Origin of the sequence: Pseudomyxococcus flavus (assembly GCF_050038885.1) — a bacterium.
Lineage (GTDB): Bacteria > Myxococcota > Myxococcia > Myxococcales > Myxococcaceae > Myxococcus > Myxococcus flavus.
The window spans coordinates 8,844,058-8,863,958 of the sequence record NZ_CP143624.1 but is presented as its reverse complement, the minus strand read 5'-3'; the positions used below and the strand labels follow the sequence as shown (position 1 = coordinate 8,863,958).

The following is a 19,901-nucleotide window of genomic DNA, read 5'->3' as shown; positions in this document are numbered from 1 at the left end:
AGGCATTGTGAACGGCCCTACGTACAAGGCGGAGATCCTCGACCGAATCGTGTTTTCCCGTTGGGACAATCCCCCGACGAAGGAGGACATGACGTTGCTGTTCGCGCAGGTGCAGGAAGCCTCCGCGCGTCTCAACTCGAAGCTCATCTACATCGCGTCGGTGAGCGCGAAGTCGAAGGTCCCGGACGCCAACGACCGCGCCATCCTCAACCAGTTCCTCCTCGATGGCCGCAAGACCTGGATGGAGCAGGCGTGGCTCATCTACGAGGGCTCCGACCTGCAGCACAACCTCCAGCGGGTCATCATCTCCGGCGTGCTCATCCTCACGCGCACCTTCGACAACTTCCTCTCGGTGGCGAAGTCCGGAGACTCCATCATCAAGGATGTCAGCGCGGTGCTGAAGAAGGACGCCACGCCGCTCTTCGCCATGGCGAAGGAGCGCGGCCTCCTCGTCAACTGACGTCCGCGGCGCCCGTTAGCGGGCGCCGATGACCTCCAGTTCGTTCAGCGCGACGTCCTCACGCTCGGGGAAGACGCTCACCGCGTCCACGTCGCGCAGCGGCACCTGGAGCTGGCACAGCTCCAGCTGACCGGTGCCCTGGAAGCGGCAGATGGTGGGGTTGACGAAGGAGAAGTTCTTCTCCGGATCCGTCAAGCCCACGCCCCGCGGCGTCCGGACGATGGCCCTCACCGTCCCCGGACCGGTGGCGCGGACCTGCACCGCCACGAGCTGCTTCAGCGTGGGCGCGTAGCTCGCGCGCAGCGCGCCGTCCGCGTCCCAGCGCTCGCCCCTGGGCGCCTTGCCCACGGCGACGCTGGTGTTCTCGTCGCGGTCGAACGCCTGGCGCGCGGGCTCGGTGCCTTCAACCCGGTCCGGCTCCACCGGGCCCGGCTCCCCGGCGACGGGGGCGGCGGCCAGCGCCACCAGGGCCGGGACTGGCGCCACCAGGTTCGCGGCGGCGGCGCGCAGCACCGCGTCATCCAGGTGGCCCTCCTGGGAGCAGCGCGGCGCCAGCGCTCCAACGAGCGCCAGCACCGGGGGCCGCACGGTGATGTCGGACTGCGCCGCGGGGGCCAGCCCCAACTGAACGAGGGACGCGCACGCCGCTCCCAGTCCCGGCCCCGCATGCTCCAGGTTCCACTTCACGCGGGCGGTGTCCACCTGGGGGCCCACGGCGGCGGCCAGCATCGCCTGCCCCACGGCCTGGGCACAGCTGTTGGCGGCGGGCGGGCAGCGCTCGCACAGGGTACCCAGCAGCCCTCGAAGCGGCGTGGCTTCTCCATTGGATAAGGGCGAGCGCATGTCCAGGGCCGTTCCCAGCGCGCAGGCTCGGACCGGAGGCTCCGCGCAGGCCTCCAGCTGCCGCCGGGCCTCCGCCAGGACGGTCGCCTCCTCGGGAGCCCGGAGGGCGTTCTCGAGCGTCCGCTCCAGGGTGCGGCATTCCGGGACGGAGGAGGGGACTGGCGCTCCCGCCGTCGGGGCGGGGGCCCGGGCCTGGCTTTCGGACGGAGGACGGGACGCCTCATCCGGATGCGTCACGCACCACAGACGTCCGAAGGCGATGAGCGCTACCAACATCAAGAGGAGGGTTCGGAGCGGGAAACGGCGCACGAGCAAACTCCTTGATTCCAACCGGGACCGGGGGTTATCAGCCCCACCGGGTTCCATCCGCAATAATTACGGAGGCGTGCGTGGCTGAGACGTTCGACGTGGTGATCATCGGTTCGGGCCCTGGCGGCTACGTGGGTGCCATTCGCGCGGGTCAGCTCGGCCTGAAGACGGCCATCATCGAGAAGGACAAGCGGCTGGGCGGCACCTGCCTCCACCGCGGCTGCATCCCGACCAAGTCCCTGCTGTGGACCGCGGAGCTCTTCCACCACGTCCGCGAGGCGGCCGACTTCGGCATCGATGTGAGCAGCCCGGCCATCAACTGGCCGAACGCGATGAAGCACAAGGACAAGGTCGTCACCAAGGGTGCCAACGGCATCGACTTCTTGATGAAGAAGAACAAGGTGACGGTGGTGAAGGGCCATGGCCGCATCGCCGGCAAGGGCAAGGTGGAGGTCACCGCCGAGGACGGCTCGAAGCAGGTCCTGGAGGCGAAGAACATCATCATCGCCACCGGCTCGGTGCCCAAGTCCCTGCCGAACGTCCCGGTGGACCACAAGCGGGTGCTGAACAGCGACTCCATCCTGCAGATCGACCGCGTCCCCAAGAGCATCATCGTGCTGGGCGCCGGCGCCGTGGGCTGCGAGTTCGCCTCCGTGTTCAACCACGTGGGCAGCAAGACGGCCATCGTGGAGTACATGCCCGCGCTGCTCCCCATCGAGGACGCGGACATCTCCAAGGAGCTGGAGAAGATCTTCAAGCGCCGCGGCATCGACGTGCACACCGGCTCCGCGGTGGAGAAGGTGGAGCACACGGCGGACGGCGTGCGAGTCACCATGAAGGTGGGCAACGAGACCAAGACGCTGGAGGCGGAGATCCTCCTGTCGGCGGTGGGCCGCTCGCCCGTCACCGAGGACGTGGGCCTGGACAAGACGAACATCAAGTCCGAGCGCGGCTACATCAAGGTCGACTCGATGCTCCGCACCTCCGAGCCCAACGTCTACGCCGTGGGCGACGTCATCCCCACGCCGATGCTGGCGCACATGGCCAGCGCGGAGTGCGTGGTGGCGGTGGAGCACATCGCCGGGAAGAACCCGCAGCCCATCAACTACGACCTGACGCCGTCGGCCACGTACTGCTACCCCGAGGTCGCCTCGGTGGGCCTGACGGAGAAGAAGGCCAAGGAGCGCGGCTACGACGTGAAGGTGGGCATCGCCCCCTTCGGCGCCGTCACCAAGGCCGCCATCTCCAACGAGTCCAACGGCATGATCAAGATCGTGTCGGACAAGAAGTACGACGAGGTCCTCGGGGTGCACCTCATCGGTCCGCACGCCACCGAGCTGCTGGCCGAGGCGTGCGTCGCGCTGAAGCTGGAGATCACCACCGAGGAGCTGGCGAACACCATCCACGCGCACCCGACGCTCTCCGAGATCGTCCACGAGGGCGCCGAGGCCACGCTGGGCCACCCGCGTCACTTCTGAGCGGCGCGCGCCTCGCCTGAAGTCCCCAGGGCCGTCCCGGTGCGCCGTGGACGGCCCTGTCGTTTCCGGCCCGGGCGGCCACGCGAGGTCCCGGTCCCCCGGCAGGCCGCTGGGGGATGTCCTCGCGGGCTGCCCACAGGGGGCCGGGGCATTAGTAGAGAGGCGACAACTGGCAGACGCCTGGTGGATGCTGACGCCTTGCGTTAGTGGCTTCCGCTTGAACGTCCCTCGCCCAACCCATAGAAGGCCCGCGATCCATGGCGACTCCCGACCGGTTCCCGCTTCCCCAGGTGCCCGAGACCACCCGCAAGCCGGAGTGGCTGAAGGTGCGGCTCCCGCACGGCGAAGGCTACGAGCGGGTCAAGGCCATCGTGAAGCGCACGAAGCTGGCCACGGTGTGCGAGGAGGCCCGCTGCCCGAACATCGCCGAGTGCTGGGGCGGCGGCACCGCCACCGTCATGCTCATGGGCGAGGTGTGCACGCGCGCGTGCCGCTTCTGCCACGTGAAGGTCGGCGCGCCCCCGCCGCTGGACCCGATGGAGCCCATCCATCTGGCCCAGGCGGTGAAGGAGATGGACCTGGAGTACATCGTCGTCACGTCCGTGAACCGGGATGACCGGCCGGACGGCGGCGCCAGCCACTTCGCGTCCGCCATCCGCGAGCTGCGCCGGGAGAGCCCGCGCACCATCGTCGAGGTGCTCATCCCGGACTTCAAGGGCGTGGAGAAGGACCTGGCCACGGTGGCGGAGGCGAAGCCGCACGTGGTGGCGCACAACGTGGAAACGGTGGAGCGGCTGACGCCGACGGTGCGCGACCGGCGCGCGAAGTACCGCCAGTCCCTGCGCGTGCTGGAGTACCTCAAGAACCGCCCCGAGGGCCTCTACACCAAGACGTCCATCATGGTGGGCCTGGGGGAGACGGACGCGGAGCTGGAGCAGACGTTCAAGGACCTGCGCGACGTGGGCGTGGACGTGCTGACGCTGGGCCAGTACCTGCAGCCGTCGCAGTACCACCTGCGCGTGGAGCGCTTCGTCACGCCCGCGCAGTTCGAGGCGTACAAGACGCTGGCCGAGTCCTACGGCTTCCTCTACGTGGCGTCCGGTCCGCTGGTGCGGTCCAGCTACCGGGCCGCAGAGTTCTTCATGAAGGGCCTGATGGAGCGTGAGCGGCTCGAACGGCTCGGCTGAGCCGTGATGCTCCGATTCATGGCTTGACCCCACACCCCTGCCTCCCGGAAAGACGACCCCATGGCGATCTTCGAATTCAAGCTCCCCGACCTCGGTGAAGGTGTGATGGAGGGTGAGCTGGTGAAGTGGCACGTGAAGGAGGGGGACTCCGTCAAGGAAGACCAGGTGCTCGCCGAGGTGATGACGGACAAGGCCACCGTCACCGTTCCCGCCCCCAAGGCGGGCCGCGTCGTGAAGACTCACGGCAAGGAAGGCGACATGGCGAAGGTGCACCAGCTCCTCGTCACCCTGGAGGTCGAGGGCGATGTGCCGGTGCAGGCCGGTGGGCACGGCGCCGCCACGGCTTCGGAGGCACCGACGCCCGTCGCCGCGGCGCCCGCCTCGGGTGGCAACGGCGCTGGGGCGCCTGTCTCGGCGACGAAGGTGCTGGCCACGCCGGTGACACGGCGCATGGCGCGCGAGCATGGCCTGGACCTGGCGGCGATTGCCGGCACCGGTCCGCAGGGCCGCGTGACGAAGGCGGACGTGGTCGCGGCGCTGGAGGGGGGCCAGAAGAACGTGGTGGCGGCACCGGCCGCGCAGCAGGCCCGTCCCGCGGCGCCCGCTGTCAGCTCGGGTGCGGCCGACGAGCGCATCCCGCTCCGTGGCCTGCGCAAGAAGATCGCGGAGAAGATGGTGCGGTCGAAGTTCACCGCGCCGCACTTCGCGTTCGTGGAGGAAGTGGACGCCACGGAGCTGGTGGCCCTGCGCGCGCGGCTGAACGCGCAGCTGGCGGCGGCCGGTGACAACACCAAGCTCAACTACCTGCCGTTCATCATCAAGGCGACGGTGGCGGCGCTGAAGAAGTTCCCGCACCTCAACGCGAACTTCGACGAGGCGGCGCAGGAGCTGGTGGTCCGCGGCGAGTACAACATCGGCATGGCGGCGGCGACGCCGGACGGGCTCACCGTGGCGGTGGTGAAGAACGCCGACCGGTTGACGCTGGCGGAGCTGGCGCGGGAGACGGCGCGCCTGGGCGCGGCGGCTCGCGACCGCAAGCTGAAGATGGAGGAGCTGACGGGCGGCACCTTCACCATCAGCTCGCTGGGCCAGAGCGGTGGCCTGTTCGCCACGCCCATCATCAACCACCCCGAGGTGGGCATCCTGGGCGTGCACCGCCTGAAGAAGCGCCCGGCGGTGGTGGGTGACCAGGTCGTCGTTCGCGACATGATGAACCTGTCGCTGTCGTGCGACCACCGCGTCATCGACGGCTCGGTGGCGGCGGACTTCACGTACGAGATCATCAAGTACCTGGAGAAGCCGGACCTCCTGTTCCTCGCCATGGCGTGAGGTGTGCGCCGTGGCGGTGCCACGTCCCTGAGGTGATGGGGCGTGGTTGCTCGGCGCGGCGTGAGGTGAGCGCGTAGGCTCCGCGTCCCAGCACTCACAGGGCGTGGCTGCTCCGGGGCCCGGGAGCCGGCCCTGGAAGCGCCCGGCCGCAGTGGCCCCGCACGCGGGCCGCGCGTCGGTGGCTCGAGCCGGTTAGGCTCTGCACGTATGGCCGAGAACCCTCGCGAGCTGATCCGCGCCGCGCAGTCCGCCGAGACACAGGGGGATGTGGTCCGCGCGGTGGAGTGCCTCCAGAAAGCGGCGGAGCTGTACCGGGAGGCCGGCAACACGCGCCGGGCGCTGCAGTTGCTGCGTCACGCGCAGCGGCTGGACGGCAGTCGTGCCGACCTCGCGGAGGCGGTGAACCGGCTGGAGTGGATGCCGGAGATGTTGCTCTCGCGGCCCCAGCCGCAGGATGACGAGGACGCATCGCAGGCGTCACCGCTGGAGCAGTCCCTGGACTCGGAGTTCCTGCCGGACGTCGTGCTGCGGCAACGACTCATCGAGGATGCCGTACGTGAAGCGGCCATGCGCGTCAGTGACGAGGCGCCTCGGGACGCCGCCCAGGCCTGGGTCATCGAGACCGAGGTCCCGGAGGATCCGCAGCGGCTCGAAGCCCAGCTCGCGCGCGTTGCCGCGGAGGGCGGCGGTGGCACCTTGGAAGGGCTGCATTCGTCTGATGAGCCGTCTACGACGGGCGCGGCAGGGGACGACCGTGGGAGCTCCGAGCACCTGCCGCCGGTCGATGCTCGGCTCTCGGCTGCCGCCACGGCGGATGACGCCGGTGCCCCTTCCGTGCGTCCTTCTGGGGCTCCGCGTGCGGATGATGTAGCGGCGGACGCCACCTCGGACGTTCGCCCCCGTCGCCGCCGGGAGGCCCGGCTCATCGAGCGGGGCCCCACGCGCGCGGACGCCGCACTCGACGCGTGGTGCTCGTTCTGTTGCCGCCCTCGCACCGACACGGGGGACCTGGTCGCCGGGCCCGCGGGCGCCTTCATCTGCAAGAGCTGCCTGCTCGAATCCCAGTCCCTGCTGGAAGACGTCACGCCCGTGCCGCTGCCTCCCAGTCCCCGGCCGGACACTCCTGTCGAACCTGGCATGCGCCTCGTCGGCCAGCACGAGGCCGAGGAGCTGCTGACGTGGTCACTTCAGGCCCAGGTGCGGTGTCTCCTGGTGGTCGGCCCCGAAGGCAGCGGAAAGAGCACCTGGTTCCAGCAGCTCCAGCGCGAGGGGAAGGGCGTCATCACCGCTGTCGCCGACCTGGATGGGGCCACCTCCACGCGCACCCTGCTGGTGGAAGACGTGGACCGGCTGAGCGCCGAAGCGCAAGCGACGCTGCAGGACTTCCTGGCGCGTCACCGCGGCCCCGCCGTCGTGCTCAGCGCTCGCGGCATGGCGCCGGAGTCTCGCGGTCTCACGCTGCGGGGCGACGCGCGCACCCTGGCGCTGCGGACCACCGCCTCGCTCAGTCAGGCCGTTCGGGGCGCCGTGCCCACGCACCTCCTGGAGCACGTGCAGGTGCTGCTGACACTGCACGTGCCCACGCAATCCGAATTCGTGGAGATTGCCCGCCTGCGTCTGGCCTCGCGCGAGCCGGCAATCTCCCTCTCCGAGGAAGTGCTCGCCGCGCTGGCCGCAGAGGCGGGACGCTCGCCACGCGCGGGCCATGAGCTGCACGCCCTCCTCAACCGGGTGCCTTCGGGGACCTGGCAACTGGAACCCGTGGCGAAGCCCACCGTCACCCGGAAGGCCCGAAGGAAGCGAACGTCATGAACACCATCACCGTCTACCGGCTGGGCCGCGTGGAGTACGAGGACGGCCTCGAGCTGATGCGCCTCTTCAGCGAATCCCGGCGGCAGGGGCTCTCCAGCGACGCGCTCTTGCTGCTGGAGCATCCCCCCGTGCTCACCCTGGGCCGGGCCGCGAAGCGGGAGAACATCGTCGCCAGCGACGCCCAACTGGCGCACGAAGGCGCGGAAATCTTCGAGACCAACCGTGGGGGAGACGTCACCTACCACGGGCCCGGGCAGCTCGTGGGCTACCCCATCTTCCTGCTGGCGGAGAACCGTCGCGACGTGCGCCGCTACGTGCGTGACGTGGAGCGCTCCATCATGGACGTCCTGGCGCGGTGGGGCATCACCGCCGGCCCCATTCCGAAGTGGCCCGGGGTCTGGATTGGCGAGGAGGGTTCGCCGGATGCGCGGAAGGTCGCCGCCATTGGTGTGCACCTGTCCCGCTGGCTCACCACGCACGGCTTCGCGCTCAACGTGAACACGAACCTGGACCACTTCCAGCTCATCGTCCCGTGTGGCATCCGTGAGGCCGGCGTGACGTCCATGCAGCGCGAGCTGGGCCGCTCCTTGCCAATGGCCGAGGTGGAGGACGCCATCGCCAACAGCTTCTGCTCTGTGTTCGACAGCGAGCGGGTGGATGCGCCACCGCCCCTGCGGACGGTGAGCATCGCGGTGGTGAAGGGCCACGGCCCCGAGGCGCGCGTGCTGCTCGTGCGTCGTCGGCCGGAGCGCGGAGGCTTCTGGCAGGTCCTCACCGGCCGGCTCGAAGCCGGGGAGTCTCCAGCGCAGGCCGCGGCTCGCGAGCTGGAAGAGGAGACCGGCCTGCGGCTGCCGCTGACGGACCTGGACTATCGCCATGCCTTCGCGCTGGGCGAAGCCCTGCCACCCCGGCTGGTGGAGGAGAGCGGCTTCGCCGTCCACGTCCCGCCGGACACGGCCGTACGCCTGGGCGCCGAGCACGACGCCTTCGAGTGGGTGGACGTGCCCACGGCCCTGGAGCGGCTGCCGTTCCGGGGGCTGCGCGAGACGGTGAAGCGCGCCGTGGCGGGGAAGGGCGCTACAGCTTGATGACCAGCGACTCTCGGGCCGCGATGGCGTCCGGGCGGTGCTTTCGCACCTGACGCAGCAGGCGGTCCATGCCCGCGTCATCGCGAGACGGGTCGTGGTGGAAGAGCACGAGCTTCTTCACGCCCGCCTCATCCGCCGCGCGCACGGCGGCCTGCCACGTGGAGTGGCCCCAGCCGGTGCGGGCCGGCCCGGTGCGGCCGTGGTACTCGTCCTCGGTGTACATGGCGTCGTAGATGAGGACGTCCGCGTCCCGGACGAACGCGTAGAAGGCATCGTCCATCTCGGTGCCGTGCTCCAGGTCGGTGGCGTACACCAGGGAGCGCCCCTGGCACTCGACGCGGTAGCCCATGTTGCCGCCCGGGTGGTTCAGCTCGATGGTGCGCACCTGGGCCGGGCCCAGCGTGAGCGTCTGCGTGGCGGCCAGGTCCGTGTACGTGAGCTGCGCCCGGAACACGCCCTCCGCCGTCACGGGGAAGTAGGGCGGCGCCATCTGTCCGCTGAGGAGCTGCTTCACCGACTGCCCGTTGCGAGACGGCCCGTACACGTCCAGCGCGCTCGTCGGCAGGAACATGGGCCCGAAGAAGGGCAGCCCCTGGAGATGGTCGTAGTGGTAGTGCGAGATGAAGATGGAGCCACGGACCGGCTTCTTCTTCGCGAGCAGCGCCTGACCCAGGGCACGCGCGCCCGTGCCCAGGTCGAAGATCAGCAGCTCGTCTCCACAGCGGACCTCCACGCAGGGGGTGTTGCCGCCGTAGCGCCGGGTGCTCGCTCCAGGCGAAGGGATGGAGCCCCGCACACCCCAGAACCGCACCTCGAAGGGCACACGGGCTTGATTGCGCGCGACGGTGTTGCGCCGCCGCGCGAGGGGCTTCTCAGCCTGCCTTGGCTTCCGTGTCGTCGTCCTCGGCGAAGAGCTCAATCAGGTGCCCCGTGCGCTCGCGCTTCGTCCTCAGGTAGTCGACGTTATGCGGATTGTGCTCGGTCCGGGAAGGGATTCGGCGCCGGACCGGAATGCCCTCTTCGACCATGCCCGCGATCTTCAGCGGGTTGTTGGTCATCAAGTCCACCGAATGCACATCCAGGCTCCGCAGCATCTCCGCCGCGATGTCATAGGTGCGCAGGTCGTCCGCGAAGCCCAGCTGCCGGTTGGCCTCGTAGGTATCCAGGCCCTTGGCCTGGAGCGCATAGGCCTTGATCTTGTTCCCCAGCCCGATGCCGCGGCCCTCCTGGCGCAGGTAGAGGACGACGCCTTGTCCGGCCTGGGCGATGAAGTCGAGTGCCCGGTCCAACTGCTCCCGGCAGTCGCACTTGAGGCTGCCGAAGACCTCGCTGGTCAGGCATTCGGAGTGGATGCGGACCGGCACGCCCTCGCCCCCCGCGACGTCGCCGACCACGAGCGCCACATGCTCACGGCCGTTGCGCTTGTCCCGGAACACGATGGTCCGCAGCGTCCCGCGCTCGGTAGGGATGTCCGCCTCCGAGAACCGCTCCAGGTGCTGCGTGGGTTTGCGGTTCGGAAGGACCTGAGGTGAGCGAGTGTCCGACATATCGAGTCATCTCCAGAAACGAGCCCCTGTTTGAGGTCCTCAGGTTCGCAAGTCAAGGCGGGCTCGCGCTTTCCACATGAGCCCCGCTGGTGGATGCCCCATGGCGTCCTTCGTTCCTCAGGCCACCCAGGAGAGTGGGAGCAACTCTACCGCGTCTCCCTCACTCAAGCTGTTCGCTTCTCGAGGGAAGTGCAGCAGATGGGTCGCCGCCGCGGCCGAGCGGAGAACACCGGACGTTTGGGTCGCCAGCGGGCGCGCCCAGAGGCTGCCCTCTCTCCAGGCGGCCGTGACCCGCACGAAGTGCGCAAGTCCCACGGGCTTGCTGAGCCGCCCCTCCAGGCGACCGGGGACCCGTCCGGGCGCAGCCTGCGCATGGCCGAGGAGCCGACGCAGGGCCGGGCGAACGAAGAGCTCGAAGGTGACCAGCGACGAGGTCGGGTTGCCCGGAAGCCCGAAGAACAGGGTGGCGCCGCGCCGGCCCACCACCAGCGGCTTGCCGGGCTTGATGGCCACGCGCCAGAAGTGCTGCTCCACGCCCAGCGCCGCCAGGACCTCCTTCACGTAGTCGCGCTCGCCCACGGACACGCCCGCGCTGGTGAGCACCACGTCGAACCCGTCCAGCCGCGAGAGCGCGGCTTCTACCGAGTCCCGGGTGTCCCGGGCGATGCCCAGCAGCGTGGGGAGGCCTCCCGCCCGCCGGACCGCGAGCGCGAGCGACGGGGCGTTGGTGTCGACGATGCGCCCGTTGGGGGGCTCGTCGACGCGGCACAGCTCGTCGCCGGTGGAGAGGATGGCCACCCGGGGTGCCCGGTGCACGGGCGCGGCCTGCCGCCCCTGCGCCCAGAGGAGCCCGAGCTCCGGGATGCCCAGCGGCGTCCCGAGCTTCAGGAGCACCTGGCCTTCGCGAGCGTCCTCGCCCCGCGGACGCACGAAGCTCCCCGGCCCCACGGCTTCCAGCACGTCCACCTGATCCGCGCCGCCATCGGGGACGGCCTGCGTCCGCTCCCGCATCACCACCGCGTCCGCCCCCGCGGGCAGGGGGGCACCCGTCATGATGCGGGCGCACACGCCGGGGGCCAGGGCCCTGGCCGGCATGGCGCCTGCGTAGATGGTTTCTCCAACCTCGAGCCGGACGGGCAGGGGACCCGTGAGATCCGCGCTACGCACCGCGTAGCCGTCCATGGCGGAGTTGTCCCAGGGAGGCAGGGTCCGCTGCGCCGTGACATCCTCGGCGAGCACCCGGCCCAGGGCCTCGTCGAGCGCAAGCCATTCGGCGGGCAGGGGAGCGCACAGGCCCAGGATCCGCGAGCGGGCTTCTTCCTCGGGGAGCAAGGTGGCGGAGTCGTTCATGTCCGGCTTATAGCGATGCTCGGGCTTCGTGGCGCGAACCCTGTACACGGACAAAGTCCGTGAGATAATCAAGTGTTAGTTTGACAGCCTACCTGATCATCGTTACAAGCAACGTTGATCGCGAGGCTTGCCTGCCCCCAGGGTAGGTCGCCAACCCGTTGAAAGGACACGGGAACTCTCAAGGAGACTGCGTCGATGGCCAAGCCCAAGTCCGGGGCCAAGAAGACGACTCCCGCTGGCAAGGCTGGCGCAAAGCCCGCTGCGAAGAAGGACTCCGCTGCCCGGCTGGATCTGATCAAGAACGCCTCAAAACGGGTGGCAAAGGCGGCGACGAAATTGGCGAAGGCGGCGTCGGACATCTCGAAGGGGGCCAAGGGCGCGGTGAAGAAGGCCGTGCAGGAGAAGGCCACCGCGAAGAAGGCCGCTCCCGCGGGAAAGACGGCATCCGCCGCCAAGGCTGCTCCGGCCTCGAAGTCCCCGAAGGCGCCTCCCGCGAAGGCACCTGCCGCGAAGGCCGCCGCGGGTGGCAAGACGGCGAAGGCATCCGCCGCGCCCTCGTTCCCCATCGCGCCCCCGGTGGAGAAGCCGCGTCCCCGCGCCACCAAGCTGCCGCCTCCGGGCGAGCCGCTCACCAAGCGTGAGCTGGAGCAGCTCCTGACGGCCGGCGAGGGCCGCGGTGTGACGGGCGAGGGCAGCCTCAAGGGCCGCCTGGTGGTGACCAATGATCTTCCGCACCTGGTGGTGGTCGGACGCGACAAGCGCGAGCTGACCTTCCTCCTCCAGGGGCCGGATCAGGAAGTGCTCCCGGCCTACGTGGACCACAAGGTCTCCGTCGTCGGTCTGATCCGCAAGACGACCAACCACGGCGGCGTGGTGGACGTGCGCAAGTACTCGGCCAAGAAGCCGGACGCCGAGGTGGTGGAGGCCGCTCCCGTCGAGACGGAGGCGCGGCTGCGCTACCTGTCCCCCGGAGAGGTCTCCATGGTGACGGCGGCCGGCATGGGCGCGGGCATCAAGGGCTTCGCTGGCGTGCGCGGCAACCTGGAGATGATGGGCGAGGAGTACGTGCTCGTCGTGTCCAACGGCGGCACGCGCCAGCAGGTGTCCTTCATCATCGAGGGCAAGGCCGCGGGCAAGGCGCTTCGCAAGCACGTGGGCCACACGCTCCAGGTGCAGGGCGTCATCGACAAGACGTCCGGCTGGGGTGGCCGCATCCACGCGGAGAACGTGGAGCCGCGTCCGTCCGAGGCCCGGGCGGTGTCCCGCGACGAGATGGAGCTGGTGCACATCGAGGGCGAGGTGCCCACGTCCGTGGACGTGCGCCTCAACCACGGCCTCACGGTGCGCCTGCCTGAGCAGCCCGGCTTCACCTGGGCCATCGAGCCGACGGTGGCCAAGCGCGTGGGTCTGCGCGAGGCCAACTTCGAACCCGCGCCCGAGGACGGCCCCGGCACCCGCGAGTTCTTCTTCACGCCGCGCAACCCGGGTAGCTTCGAGGTGGAGTTCTTCCTGGCCAAGGCGCTTTCCCCGGGCCTGGTTGACCGCTCCTTCAAAATCAACGTCACGGTCAAGCCTTGACGGTCGCTGCCCGGCGCAGGTTCCGGGCGGTGGCTGATCGCCGGGGGGTTCCCGTCCGGCTGCTTCGGGCTTACCCGTTCCCGTAGCGGCCTGGCCGCGATCCCACCGTGAGCCTTTCTCCAGAACTCCTCAAGCAGATCCTCGCTGACGCAGACCACCCGCTGGGCATCAAGGAGCTTCTCCGGCTCGCGGGCCTGCACCCTGGACAGCAGACGGTGCTCAAGCGCACCTTGCGCGAGCTCGTCCGCCAGGGCGACATCCTCAAGGAAGGCAAGCGCTTCGTGCCTCGCATGCCCTCCCGGCGTGAGTCGGAGGCACGGGAGCAGGGCGGGCCCGTCGCGTGGCGTCAGCGTGGCCACGAGGCCGCGGGCCGTCGGCGCGAAGGCTTCCCTGGCGGAGACCTCAAGCGCCAGGGGCCACGTGCGGGCCCCGGTGGTTTCGCTGCCCGCCGGCAGGACGGGGGCGGACGCGGCAAGGGCTCCGCGTGGCAGGACCGGGACTCGGGGCGCGAGCGGCGCCCTGGCGCGAAGTCCGGCGGCTTCCGCGGCGGCCGGGGCGAGTGGCCCTCGCGTCACGGGCGCTTCGATGCGGCCGACGGGCAGGACCAGCTGGAGGGAATCCTCCACGTCCACCGCGATGGCTTTGGCTTCGTCCACCCGCTATCCGGCGAGGGGGACAACGTCTTCCTGCCGCCGCACGAGGCGCAGCGGGCGCTCGACAACGACCGGGTGGTGGTGGCCGTCTCCGGGCGGCCGCCTCGGCTGGAGGGACGGCTGATCCGCGTCGTGCAGCGCCGGCGCGAGCTGGCGGTGGGCACGTACGTGGTGAAGGGACGCCATGGCGTGGTGTACCCCACGGATTCCAGCCTGCCCGGCCCCATCCGCGTGCCCCTGACGCAGATGGCGCGCGAGGGCGACCTGGTGAAGGTGCAGCTGGGCATCGGCGCCCAGATGCTGGATCCGGACCGGGGCCTTCACGGCGAAGTCACGGGCTCGCTGGGCAAGCCCGGCACGCCGAGCGCCGAGGTCCTGGGCGTCGCCTATTCACAGGGCTTCTCCGATGAATTCCCGCCCGACGTCATGAGCGAGGCGGACCGCTACGCGGTGACGGTGTCGGAGGACGAGGCCCGTGGGGAGCAGCGCCGCGACCTGCGCTCGCTGCCGCTCATCACCATCGATGGTGAGGACGCGCGCGACTTCGACGACGCCGTCTACGCGGAGGAGCGCGCGGACGGGTGGCGGCTGGTGGTGGCCATCGCGGACGTGTCCCACTACGTCTTGGAGGGCAGCGCGCTGAACGCGGAGGCGCTGCGGCGCGCCACCTCCGTGTACCTGCCGGACCGCGTGCTGCCGATGCTGCCGGAGCGCCTGAGCAACGGCATCTGCTCGCTGCGCCCGGACGAGGACCGGCTGTGCATGGTGGCGGACATGACGTTCGACCGCCGCGGCCAGCGTCGCTCGTATGCCTTGTATCCGGCCGTGATGCGCAGCGTGGCGCGGTGCACGTACAACGAGGTGCAGGACGTCCTCGACGGCAAGGACGTGCCCCACCGCAACGCTTTCAAGCCGCACTTCGAGCGGCTGATGGCGCTGGCGCGCGCGCTGATGACGATGCGCAAGGAGCGTGGCGCCATCGACTTCGACCTGCCCGAGCACAAGGTGGTGCTGGGGGAGGATGGCCTGCCGCTGCGCATGGACAAGCGCGAGCGCAAGGACAGTCACCGGCTCATCGAGGAGTGCATGCTCGCCGCCAACGAGGCGGTGGCCATGTTCTTCCAGGACGAGGGCCTGCCCACCGTGTACCGGTTCCACGGCGAGCCGGACCCGGAGAAGCTGGCCACCTTCGCCGCGCTCGCGGAGGCCTATGGCTTCAAGCTGCGCTTCGAGGACGGCGTGTCCTCGAAGGAGCTGGACGCGTTCGTCAGCCAGCTCCAGGGCCATCCGGAGCAGCGGGCGCTGAACCAGCTCCTGCTGCGCTCGATGATGCAGGCCGTGTACACCGCGTCGCGCGTGGGCCACTACGGCCTGGCGGCGGAGCACTACCTGCACTTCACGTCGCCCATCCGCCGCTACCCGGACCTGCTGGTGCACCGGCTGCTCAAGGCGCACTGGGCGCGGCGGGGGCGCAAGCCGTCTCCGTCGATGCTGGAGCGCGAGGAGGACCAGCTCGAGGACATGTCTGCACAGTGCTCCGAGCGCGAGCGCGCGGCGATGCAGGTGGAGCGCGAGGTCGTGTCCTTCTACGCGTGCCTGATGATGCGGGACCGCGTGGGCGAGGAGTTCGCCGCCACGGTGGCGGCCATCACCGACTTCGGCTTCTTCGTCGAGCTGGACGAGGAGCATGTCGAAGGCTTGGTGAAGGCGGAGACGCTTGGCCCGGGCGCGAAGCTGGACAAGCTGACGCACTCACTGGTGTACGCGAATGGCCGGCGCGTGCGCGTGGGCCAGAAGCTCCGCGTCCGGCTGACGTCCGTGAACGTGACGGCGAAGAAGATTGACTTCGAGGCGCTTCAGTTCGAGGGCGAGGCGCCGCTGGGCCGGGCCGGTGCACTGGGCGAGAAGCCGCGCCGTCGTCAGGCGTGGATGGTCGAAGCGCCGACGCATCGGGAGCGGGCTGGCGGGCGTGAGCACGCGGGTCGGCCTGGGCGCCGGGAGCGTGAGGCTGCGGCGGCCCGAGGGGCGCAAGGCGGTCGCGAGGAATGGGCGCCCGGACGCCCGCGCGGGCGCTTCTCGCGAGAGGGCCGGCGCGAGGAGGCCGCGCCACACCGGAAGGAGCCTCGGCTCCCGCCCCGCGCGCACGAGGAGCAGGCGCGGCGGCCCGACGAGCAGGCCGGCCAGGCGCCCTGGTCCAAGCGGAGGATGGTCGTGCGGCCGGAACTGCCCGCGGAGCCAGCGGCCCAGTCTCCCGCCGAGGCACCCGGCGCGGCCGCCCCCTGGGAGGCGCCAGCCGAGCCGTCGCTGTCTCCACATCCCGGCTTCGACAGGATCCGGGCCCTGGCGGCACAGCGTCACAGGGGAACGGAGGGCCGCGGCGCACCATCCGGGCAGTCGAAGTCCTTCCAGAAGCCGCAAGGCGGGCAGGGGCCCCGGTTCCCCGCGCCCCGGCCTCGGCCGGCGACGGAGGCCGAACGGGCTTTCTCCCTGGAGCCGCCAGGCGTGCAGGCGGAGGCGCGGGCCGAGACGCCTGCGCCAGTGGCCGCCCCAGGGCGTCCCGCAGCCGAAGCTGCCGCGACGGAGCGTTGGCCGTGGGAGCAGCCGGCGCCCATACCAGACACCGGCCCGGCATCCCGGGCCCGGGGAGGGCCGCAGGGTGGGGCGGCACAGGCGAAGCCAGTGGGCACCGAAGAAGGGCGAGCAGCTGAAGCGCAACCCCTCAGCAGCGGTCCGTCTGCGCCCGAGGTGAGCGAGCCTCCGACTGCCGAGGTGGCGCCAGTCCGGCGTCGTGCTTCGCGCAAGAAGGCTCCCGCGACAACGGCGGCGCCGACCTCCTCCAGGAAGAAGGCCACGGGGAAGAAGGCGGCGCCCGGCGGAGGCACGAGGAAGGCTCCGGCGAAGAAGGCGGCGACTGTCGCCGCCAAGAAGGCCACTGCGAAGAAGGCGGTGTCCGGAGGCGCCAAGAAGGCCGCGGCCAAGACGAAGAAGGCCGCACCTGCTCGCGCAACGAAGCCAGCCAGGGCAGCTTCAAAAGCCCAGTCGACGGCGGTCGCGACCAAGAAGGCCGCGAAGCGTGTGGCCGCGAAGACGCCGAAGGCCGCCGCGGCGAAGAAACGGCCCGCCAAGAACAAGAAGCGCTAAGTCCGATGTGGGCCCTTGCTGGTGGTAGGGCCCGAGGCAGCGGGAGGCAACGTGAGTTTCGTCCGGCTTCTGGGAGTCATGCTCGCCATCGCGGGTGCGGTGTTGCTCTGGTCCGGACTCAAGGCTCGCGACTCGCTCGCGGAGCGGGCCACGGAGCTCTTCACGGGCCGGAACACGGACCGCACCACGCTGTACCTCGCGGGCGGCGGCGCGGCGCTCGCGGGCGGCGTGTTGATGGTGCTCATGGGGGGCGGCCGGCGACGGCGCTGAGCCGGCCCTGGCTCGAGGCCTGGGCTACTCGAAGCGGAGCGTCGAGCCGCCGGAGAGGTCTTCATCGAGCACCGCAGGGGCTCCGATGATGGTGATGCTGGCGCCGCCAGATGCCTCGACGCGCAAGGTGTCGGTGACTTGCAGCTCGGTGGTGCCGCCTCCGCTGGACTCCAGGCGCGCGTCGTGAGCCCTCAGGCCCGCGGCGTGCAGCCTGCCGCCACCGGACATCTCACTGTCCAGCACGTCGACCTGCCCTTCCAGCGTGGTCTCCGCGCCGCCGCTCGTCTCCAGCTCCATCCGCTCCACGGCGAGCCCCATCGCCCGGAGTGTCCCCCCGCCGCTGGCGGTGAGGCGGAACGAGGGACCGTCAATCGAGCCGCCCAGGTTCGCGGTGCCCCCTCCGGAACGCTCGAATTCCCGCAGCGTTGGCATGGTGATACGCACGCGCAGCGGGTTGGCGGACTCCCAGTCTCCGACGTCCTCCGAGAGGAACCGGACCCGGAGCTTGCTTCCGGACTGGACGTCGGTCCGCATGAGCGCCGCCAGATTGCTGTCGCCGTCGACGATGACGCGGCGCGGTTGCTCCGGGTCCACGACGACGATGGCCTCGATGCCGTCACTCACATGGACTTCATCGAAGGAGGGAGTCTCCCGTTCCTCCTCCACCACCTGTCCATTGCCCTCCACGAAAGGGCCGAGCGAACACGCGGAGAGGGCCACCGCGAGCAATGCGGTCCCCACCCAGGCTCCTGACTTCGCGATGCGCATGCCTTCACTCCCAGGGGTTCGGACGTCATCGACGTCCCGGAGAACGGAACACCCGGGGCGGGGCCGCGTGTCACCTGGCCCCATGAGCACGGTGGAGATTTCCTCCACCGTGCGCACGGGCGCCGCCTACGCGTTCAGCAGCGCGGCGTGGTGGCGGAGGTGGTCCTCCATGAAGGTGGACACGAAGTAGTACCCGTGGTCGTAGCCGTCATGGATGCGGAGGGTGAGCGGCTGTCCCGCGGCGTCGCAGGCCTCACGCAGCAGCTCTGGACGAAGCTGTTCCGCGAGGAACTTGTCCGCCGTGCCCTGGTCCACGAGCAGCGGCGGCAGGCGCGCCTTGCCGGCGCGGAGCAGCTCCGTGGCGTCGTACTCACGCCACGCCTCCTGGTTGTCGCCGAGGTAGCCCGTGAAGGCCTTCTGTCCCCAGGGCACGCGCATGGGCGCGGAGATGGGGGCGAAGGCGGACACGGAGCGGTAGCGTCCCGGGTTGCGCAGCGCCGTCACCAGCGCGCCGTGGCCGCCCATGGAGTGCCCGAAGATGCCCTCGCGGTCCGCCTGTGCGGGGAAGTTCGCGGCGATGAGCGCGGGCAGCTCACGCGTGATGTACGTGCCCATGCGGTAGCGCGCGGACCACGGCTGCTGGGTCGCGTCCAGGTAGAAGCCCGCGCCCACGCCGAAGTCCCACGACGCGTCCTCGCCCGGGTAGCCGGCGCCGCGCGGGCTCGTGTCCGGCGCCACCAGCATCAGCCCCAGCTCGGCGGCCACGCGCTGCGCGCCGCCCTTGATGAGGAACGTCTCCTCCGTGCACGTGAGGCCGGCGAGGTAGTAGAGCACCGGCACCTTCCGCTCCCGCGCCTGCGGGGGAACGAAGATGCCAAAGCGCATGTCGCCGCCACACGCCTCGGAGGCGTGCTTGTAGAAGCCGACGGAGCCCCCGAAGCAATGGTGCTCGCTGAGCAGGGTGGGGGCTGCCGTCATGAGAACTTCACCACGCTGCGGATGGACTCTCCGCGGTGCATCATCTCGAAGCCCTTGTTGATGTCCTCGAGCTTCAGCGTGTGCGTGATGAGGTCGTCGACGTTGATCTTCCCGTTCATGTACCAGTCGACGATCTGCGGCACGTCGGTGCGGCCACGCGCGCCACCGAAGGCGCTGCCCTTCCACACACGGCCGGTGACGAGCTGGAACGGCCGGGTGCGGATCTCCTGCCCCGCGCCCGCCACGCCGATGATGATGCTCTCACCCCAGCCGCGGTGGCAGCACTCCAGCGCCTGGCGCATGGTGTTCACGTTGCCAATGCACTCGAAGCTGTAGTCCGCGCCGCCGCCCGTGAGGTTGACGAGGTACGGCACCAGGTCCTCGCCGATCTCCTTCGGGTTGACGAAGTGGGTGAGGCCGAACTTCTCCGCCATCGCCTTGCGGCCGTTGTTGATGTCCACGCCGACAATCATGTCGGCGCCCACCATGCGCGCCGCCTGCACCACGTTCAGGCCGATGCCGCCGAGGCCGAACACCACCACCTTGGCGCCAGCCTCCACCTTCGCCGTGTACACGACGGCGCCGATGCCCGTCGTCACGCCGCAGCCGATGTAGCAGACCTTGTCGAAGGGGGCGTCCTCGCGAATCTTCGCGACGGCAATCTCCGGCAGCACCGTGAACTGCGCGAAGGTGGACGTGCCCATGTAGTGGTGCACCGGCTTGCCGTGCAGGCTGAAGCGGCTGGTGCCGTCCGGCATCAGGCCCTTGCCCTGCGTGGCGCGGATGGCCGTACACAGGTTCGTCTTCCGGGACAGGCACGACTTACACTGGCGGCACTCGGGCGTGTAGAGCGGGATGACGTGGTCGCCCTTCTTCACCGACGTGACGCCCGGCCCCACGTCCACGACGATGCCGGCGCCCTCGTGGCCCAGGATGGAGGGGAACAAGCCCTCCGGGTCCTGCCCGGACAGGGTGAAGTCATCCGTGTGGCAGAGGCCGGTGGCCTTCAGCTCAACGAGCACCTCGCCGGCCTTGGGGCCTTCGAGCTGCACCGTCTCGATGCTCAAGGGCTTGCCTGCCTCGAGCGCTACCGCTGCGCGGACGTCCATG

At 70.0% G+C, this 19,901-nt stretch carries 16 protein-coding genes; 9 read left to right on the top strand and 7 right to left on the bottom strand.

Annotated features, from left to right (window positions below):
* The first annotated feature begins 88 nt into the window (after positions 1-88).
* Positions 89-460 carry a DofB protein gene (locus VZL07_RS36675; RefSeq protein ID WP_426752602.1) on the top strand — a complete coding sequence of 124 codons (372 nt, stop codon included), beginning with the start codon at positions 89-91 and terminating at the stop codon, positions 458-460.
* Between the two features lie 15 nt (positions 461-475).
* On the opposite strand, the gene VZL07_RS36670 is transcribed toward VZL07_RS36675, so the two are convergent.
* On the bottom strand, positions 476-1,612 hold the full coding sequence (locus tag VZL07_RS36670; protein WP_426752601.1) for a hypothetical protein: 1,137 nt from the start codon (positions 1,610-1,612) through the stop codon (positions 476-478).
* Positions 1,613-1,692: 80 nt separating this feature from the next.
* Between VZL07_RS36670 and lpdA the strand changes: the two genes are divergently transcribed.
* The 5 genes from lpdA to lipB all read left to right on the top strand — a co-directional run bounded on the left by lpdA (position 1,693) and on the right by lipB (position 8,506).
* Entirely contained in the window at positions 1,693-3,090 is a 1,398-nt protein-coding gene (gene lpdA / locus VZL07_RS36665; protein WP_426752600.1) for a dihydrolipoyl dehydrogenase, read from the top strand.
* A gap of 257 nt (positions 3,091-3,347) precedes the next feature.
* Positions 3,348-4,277, top strand: a complete 930-nt coding sequence (gene lipA, locus VZL07_RS36660) for a lipoyl synthase (protein WP_426752598.1) — start codon at positions 3,348-3,350, stop codon at positions 4,275-4,277.
* Between the two features lie 60 nt (positions 4,278-4,337).
* Positions 4,338-5,606: a dihydrolipoamide acetyltransferase family protein gene (locus VZL07_RS36655; RefSeq protein WP_426752597.1), complete on the top strand. Its 1,269-nt coding sequence runs from the start codon at positions 4,338-4,340 to the stop codon at positions 5,604-5,606.
* Between the two features lie 207 nt (positions 5,607-5,813).
* Positions 5,814-7,418 carry a ClpX C4-type zinc finger protein gene (locus VZL07_RS36650; protein ID WP_426752596.1) on the top strand — a complete coding sequence of 535 codons (1,605 nt, stop codon included), beginning with the start codon at positions 5,814-5,816 and terminating at the stop codon, positions 7,416-7,418.
* Positions 7,415-8,506 carry a lipoyl(octanoyl) transferase LipB gene (gene lipB, locus VZL07_RS36645; protein WP_426752595.1) on the top strand — a complete coding sequence of 364 codons (1,092 nt, stop codon included), beginning with the start codon at positions 7,415-7,417 and terminating at the stop codon, positions 8,504-8,506. Before VZL07_RS36650 ends, lipB begins: the two co-directional genes overlap by 4 nt.
* Here the strand turns inward: lipB and VZL07_RS36640 are convergent.
* The 3 genes from VZL07_RS36640 to glp form a co-directional block, all read right to left on the bottom strand.
* Complete coding sequence (locus VZL07_RS36640) at positions 8,496-9,329, bottom strand: MBL fold metallo-hydrolase (RefSeq protein ID WP_426752594.1); 834 nt, start codon at positions 9,327-9,329, stop codon at positions 8,496-8,498. The two genes, lipB and VZL07_RS36640, sit on opposite strands and share 11 nt — an antisense overlap.
* 49 nt (positions 9,330-9,378) lie before the next feature.
* Positions 9,379-10,053: a GTP cyclohydrolase II gene (gene ribA, locus VZL07_RS36635; RefSeq protein ID WP_426752593.1), complete on the bottom strand. Its 675-nt coding sequence runs from the start codon at positions 10,051-10,053 to the stop codon at positions 9,379-9,381.
* Positions 10,054-10,170: 117 nt separating this feature from the next.
* On the bottom strand, positions 10,171-11,403 hold the full coding sequence (glp, locus tag VZL07_RS36630; protein ID WP_426752592.1) for a gephyrin-like molybdotransferase Glp: 1,233 nt from the start codon (positions 11,401-11,403) through the stop codon (positions 10,171-10,173).
* 195 nt (positions 11,404-11,598) lie between these two features.
* Between glp and VZL07_RS36625 the strand changes: the two genes are divergently transcribed.
* The 3 genes from VZL07_RS36625 to VZL07_RS36615 all read left to right on the top strand — a co-directional run bounded on the left by VZL07_RS36625 (position 11,599) and on the right by VZL07_RS36615 (position 17,045).
* Entirely contained in the window at positions 11,599-12,981 is a 1,383-nt protein-coding gene (locus VZL07_RS36625) for a protease inhibitor I42 family protein (protein WP_426752591.1), read from the top strand.
* Positions 12,982-13,088: 107 nt separating this feature from the next.
* Positions 13,089-16,775 (top strand): ribonuclease R, encoded by a 3,687-nt coding sequence (rnr, locus tag VZL07_RS36620; protein WP_426752590.1) that lies wholly within the window; start codon positions 13,089-13,091, stop codon positions 16,773-16,775.
* 51 nt (positions 16,776-16,826) lie between these two features.
* Positions 16,827-17,045, top strand: a complete 219-nt coding sequence (locus tag VZL07_RS36615; protein ID WP_426752589.1) for a DUF3185 family protein — start codon at positions 16,827-16,829, stop codon at positions 17,043-17,045.
* A 24-nt stretch (positions 17,046-17,069) separates the two neighbouring features.
* Here the strand turns inward: VZL07_RS36615 and VZL07_RS36610 are convergent, their stop codons facing one another.
* From VZL07_RS36610 to VZL07_RS36600, 3 genes are all read right to left on the bottom strand, one after another.
* On the bottom strand, positions 17,070-17,813 hold the full coding sequence (locus VZL07_RS36610) for a head GIN domain-containing protein (protein WP_426752588.1): 744 nt from the start codon (positions 17,811-17,813) through the stop codon (positions 17,070-17,072).
* 126 nt (positions 17,814-17,939) lie between these two features.
* On the bottom strand, positions 17,940-18,791 hold the full coding sequence (fghA, locus tag VZL07_RS36605; protein ID WP_426752587.1) for an S-formylglutathione hydrolase: 852 nt from the start codon (positions 18,789-18,791) through the stop codon (positions 17,940-17,942).
* A complete protein-coding gene (locus VZL07_RS36600) occupies positions 18,788-19,900 on the bottom strand; it encodes an S-(hydroxymethyl)glutathione dehydrogenase/class III alcohol dehydrogenase (RefSeq protein ID WP_426752586.1) in 1,113 nt (370 codons plus the stop codon). The genes fghA and VZL07_RS36600 overlap by 4 nt, the downstream gene beginning before the upstream one ends.
* Position 19,901: the final 1 nt, after the last annotated feature.

Coding starts and splice junctions, on each gene's coding strand:
- fghA (WP_426752587.1), bottom strand. CDS start 18,791: ATGACGGCAGCCCCCACCCTGCTCAGCGAGCACCATTGCTTCGGGGGC.
- VZL07_RS36600 (WP_426752586.1), bottom strand. CDS start 19,900: ATGGACGTCCGCGCAGCGGTAGCGCTCGAGGCAGGCAAGCCCTTGAGC.
- VZL07_RS36675 (WP_426752602.1), top strand. CDS start 89: ATGACGTTGCTGTTCGCGCAGGTGCAGGAAGCCTCCGCGCGTCTCAAC.
- VZL07_RS36610 (WP_426752588.1), bottom strand. CDS start 17,813: ATGCGCATCGCGAAGTCAGGAGCCTGGGTGGGGACCGCATTGCTCGCG.
- VZL07_RS36655 (WP_426752597.1), top strand. CDS start 4,338: ATGGCGATCTTCGAATTCAAGCTCCCCGACCTCGGTGAAGGTGTGATG.
- lipB (WP_426752595.1), top strand. CDS start 7,415: ATGAACACCATCACCGTCTACCGGCTGGGCCGCGTGGAGTACGAGGAC.
- glp (WP_426752592.1), bottom strand. CDS start 11,403: ATGAACGACTCCGCCACCTTGCTCCCCGAGGAAGAAGCCCGCTCGCGG.
- lipA (WP_426752598.1), top strand. CDS start 3,348: ATGGCGACTCCCGACCGGTTCCCGCTTCCCCAGGTGCCCGAGACCACC.
- VZL07_RS36650 (WP_426752596.1), top strand. CDS start 5,814: ATGGCCGAGAACCCTCGCGAGCTGATCCGCGCCGCGCAGTCCGCCGAG.
- ribA (WP_426752593.1), bottom strand. CDS start 10,053: ATGTCGGACACTCGCTCACCTCAGGTCCTTCCGAACCGCAAACCCACG.
- VZL07_RS36625 (WP_426752591.1), top strand. CDS start 11,599: ATGGCCAAGCCCAAGTCCGGGGCCAAGAAGACGACTCCCGCTGGCAAG.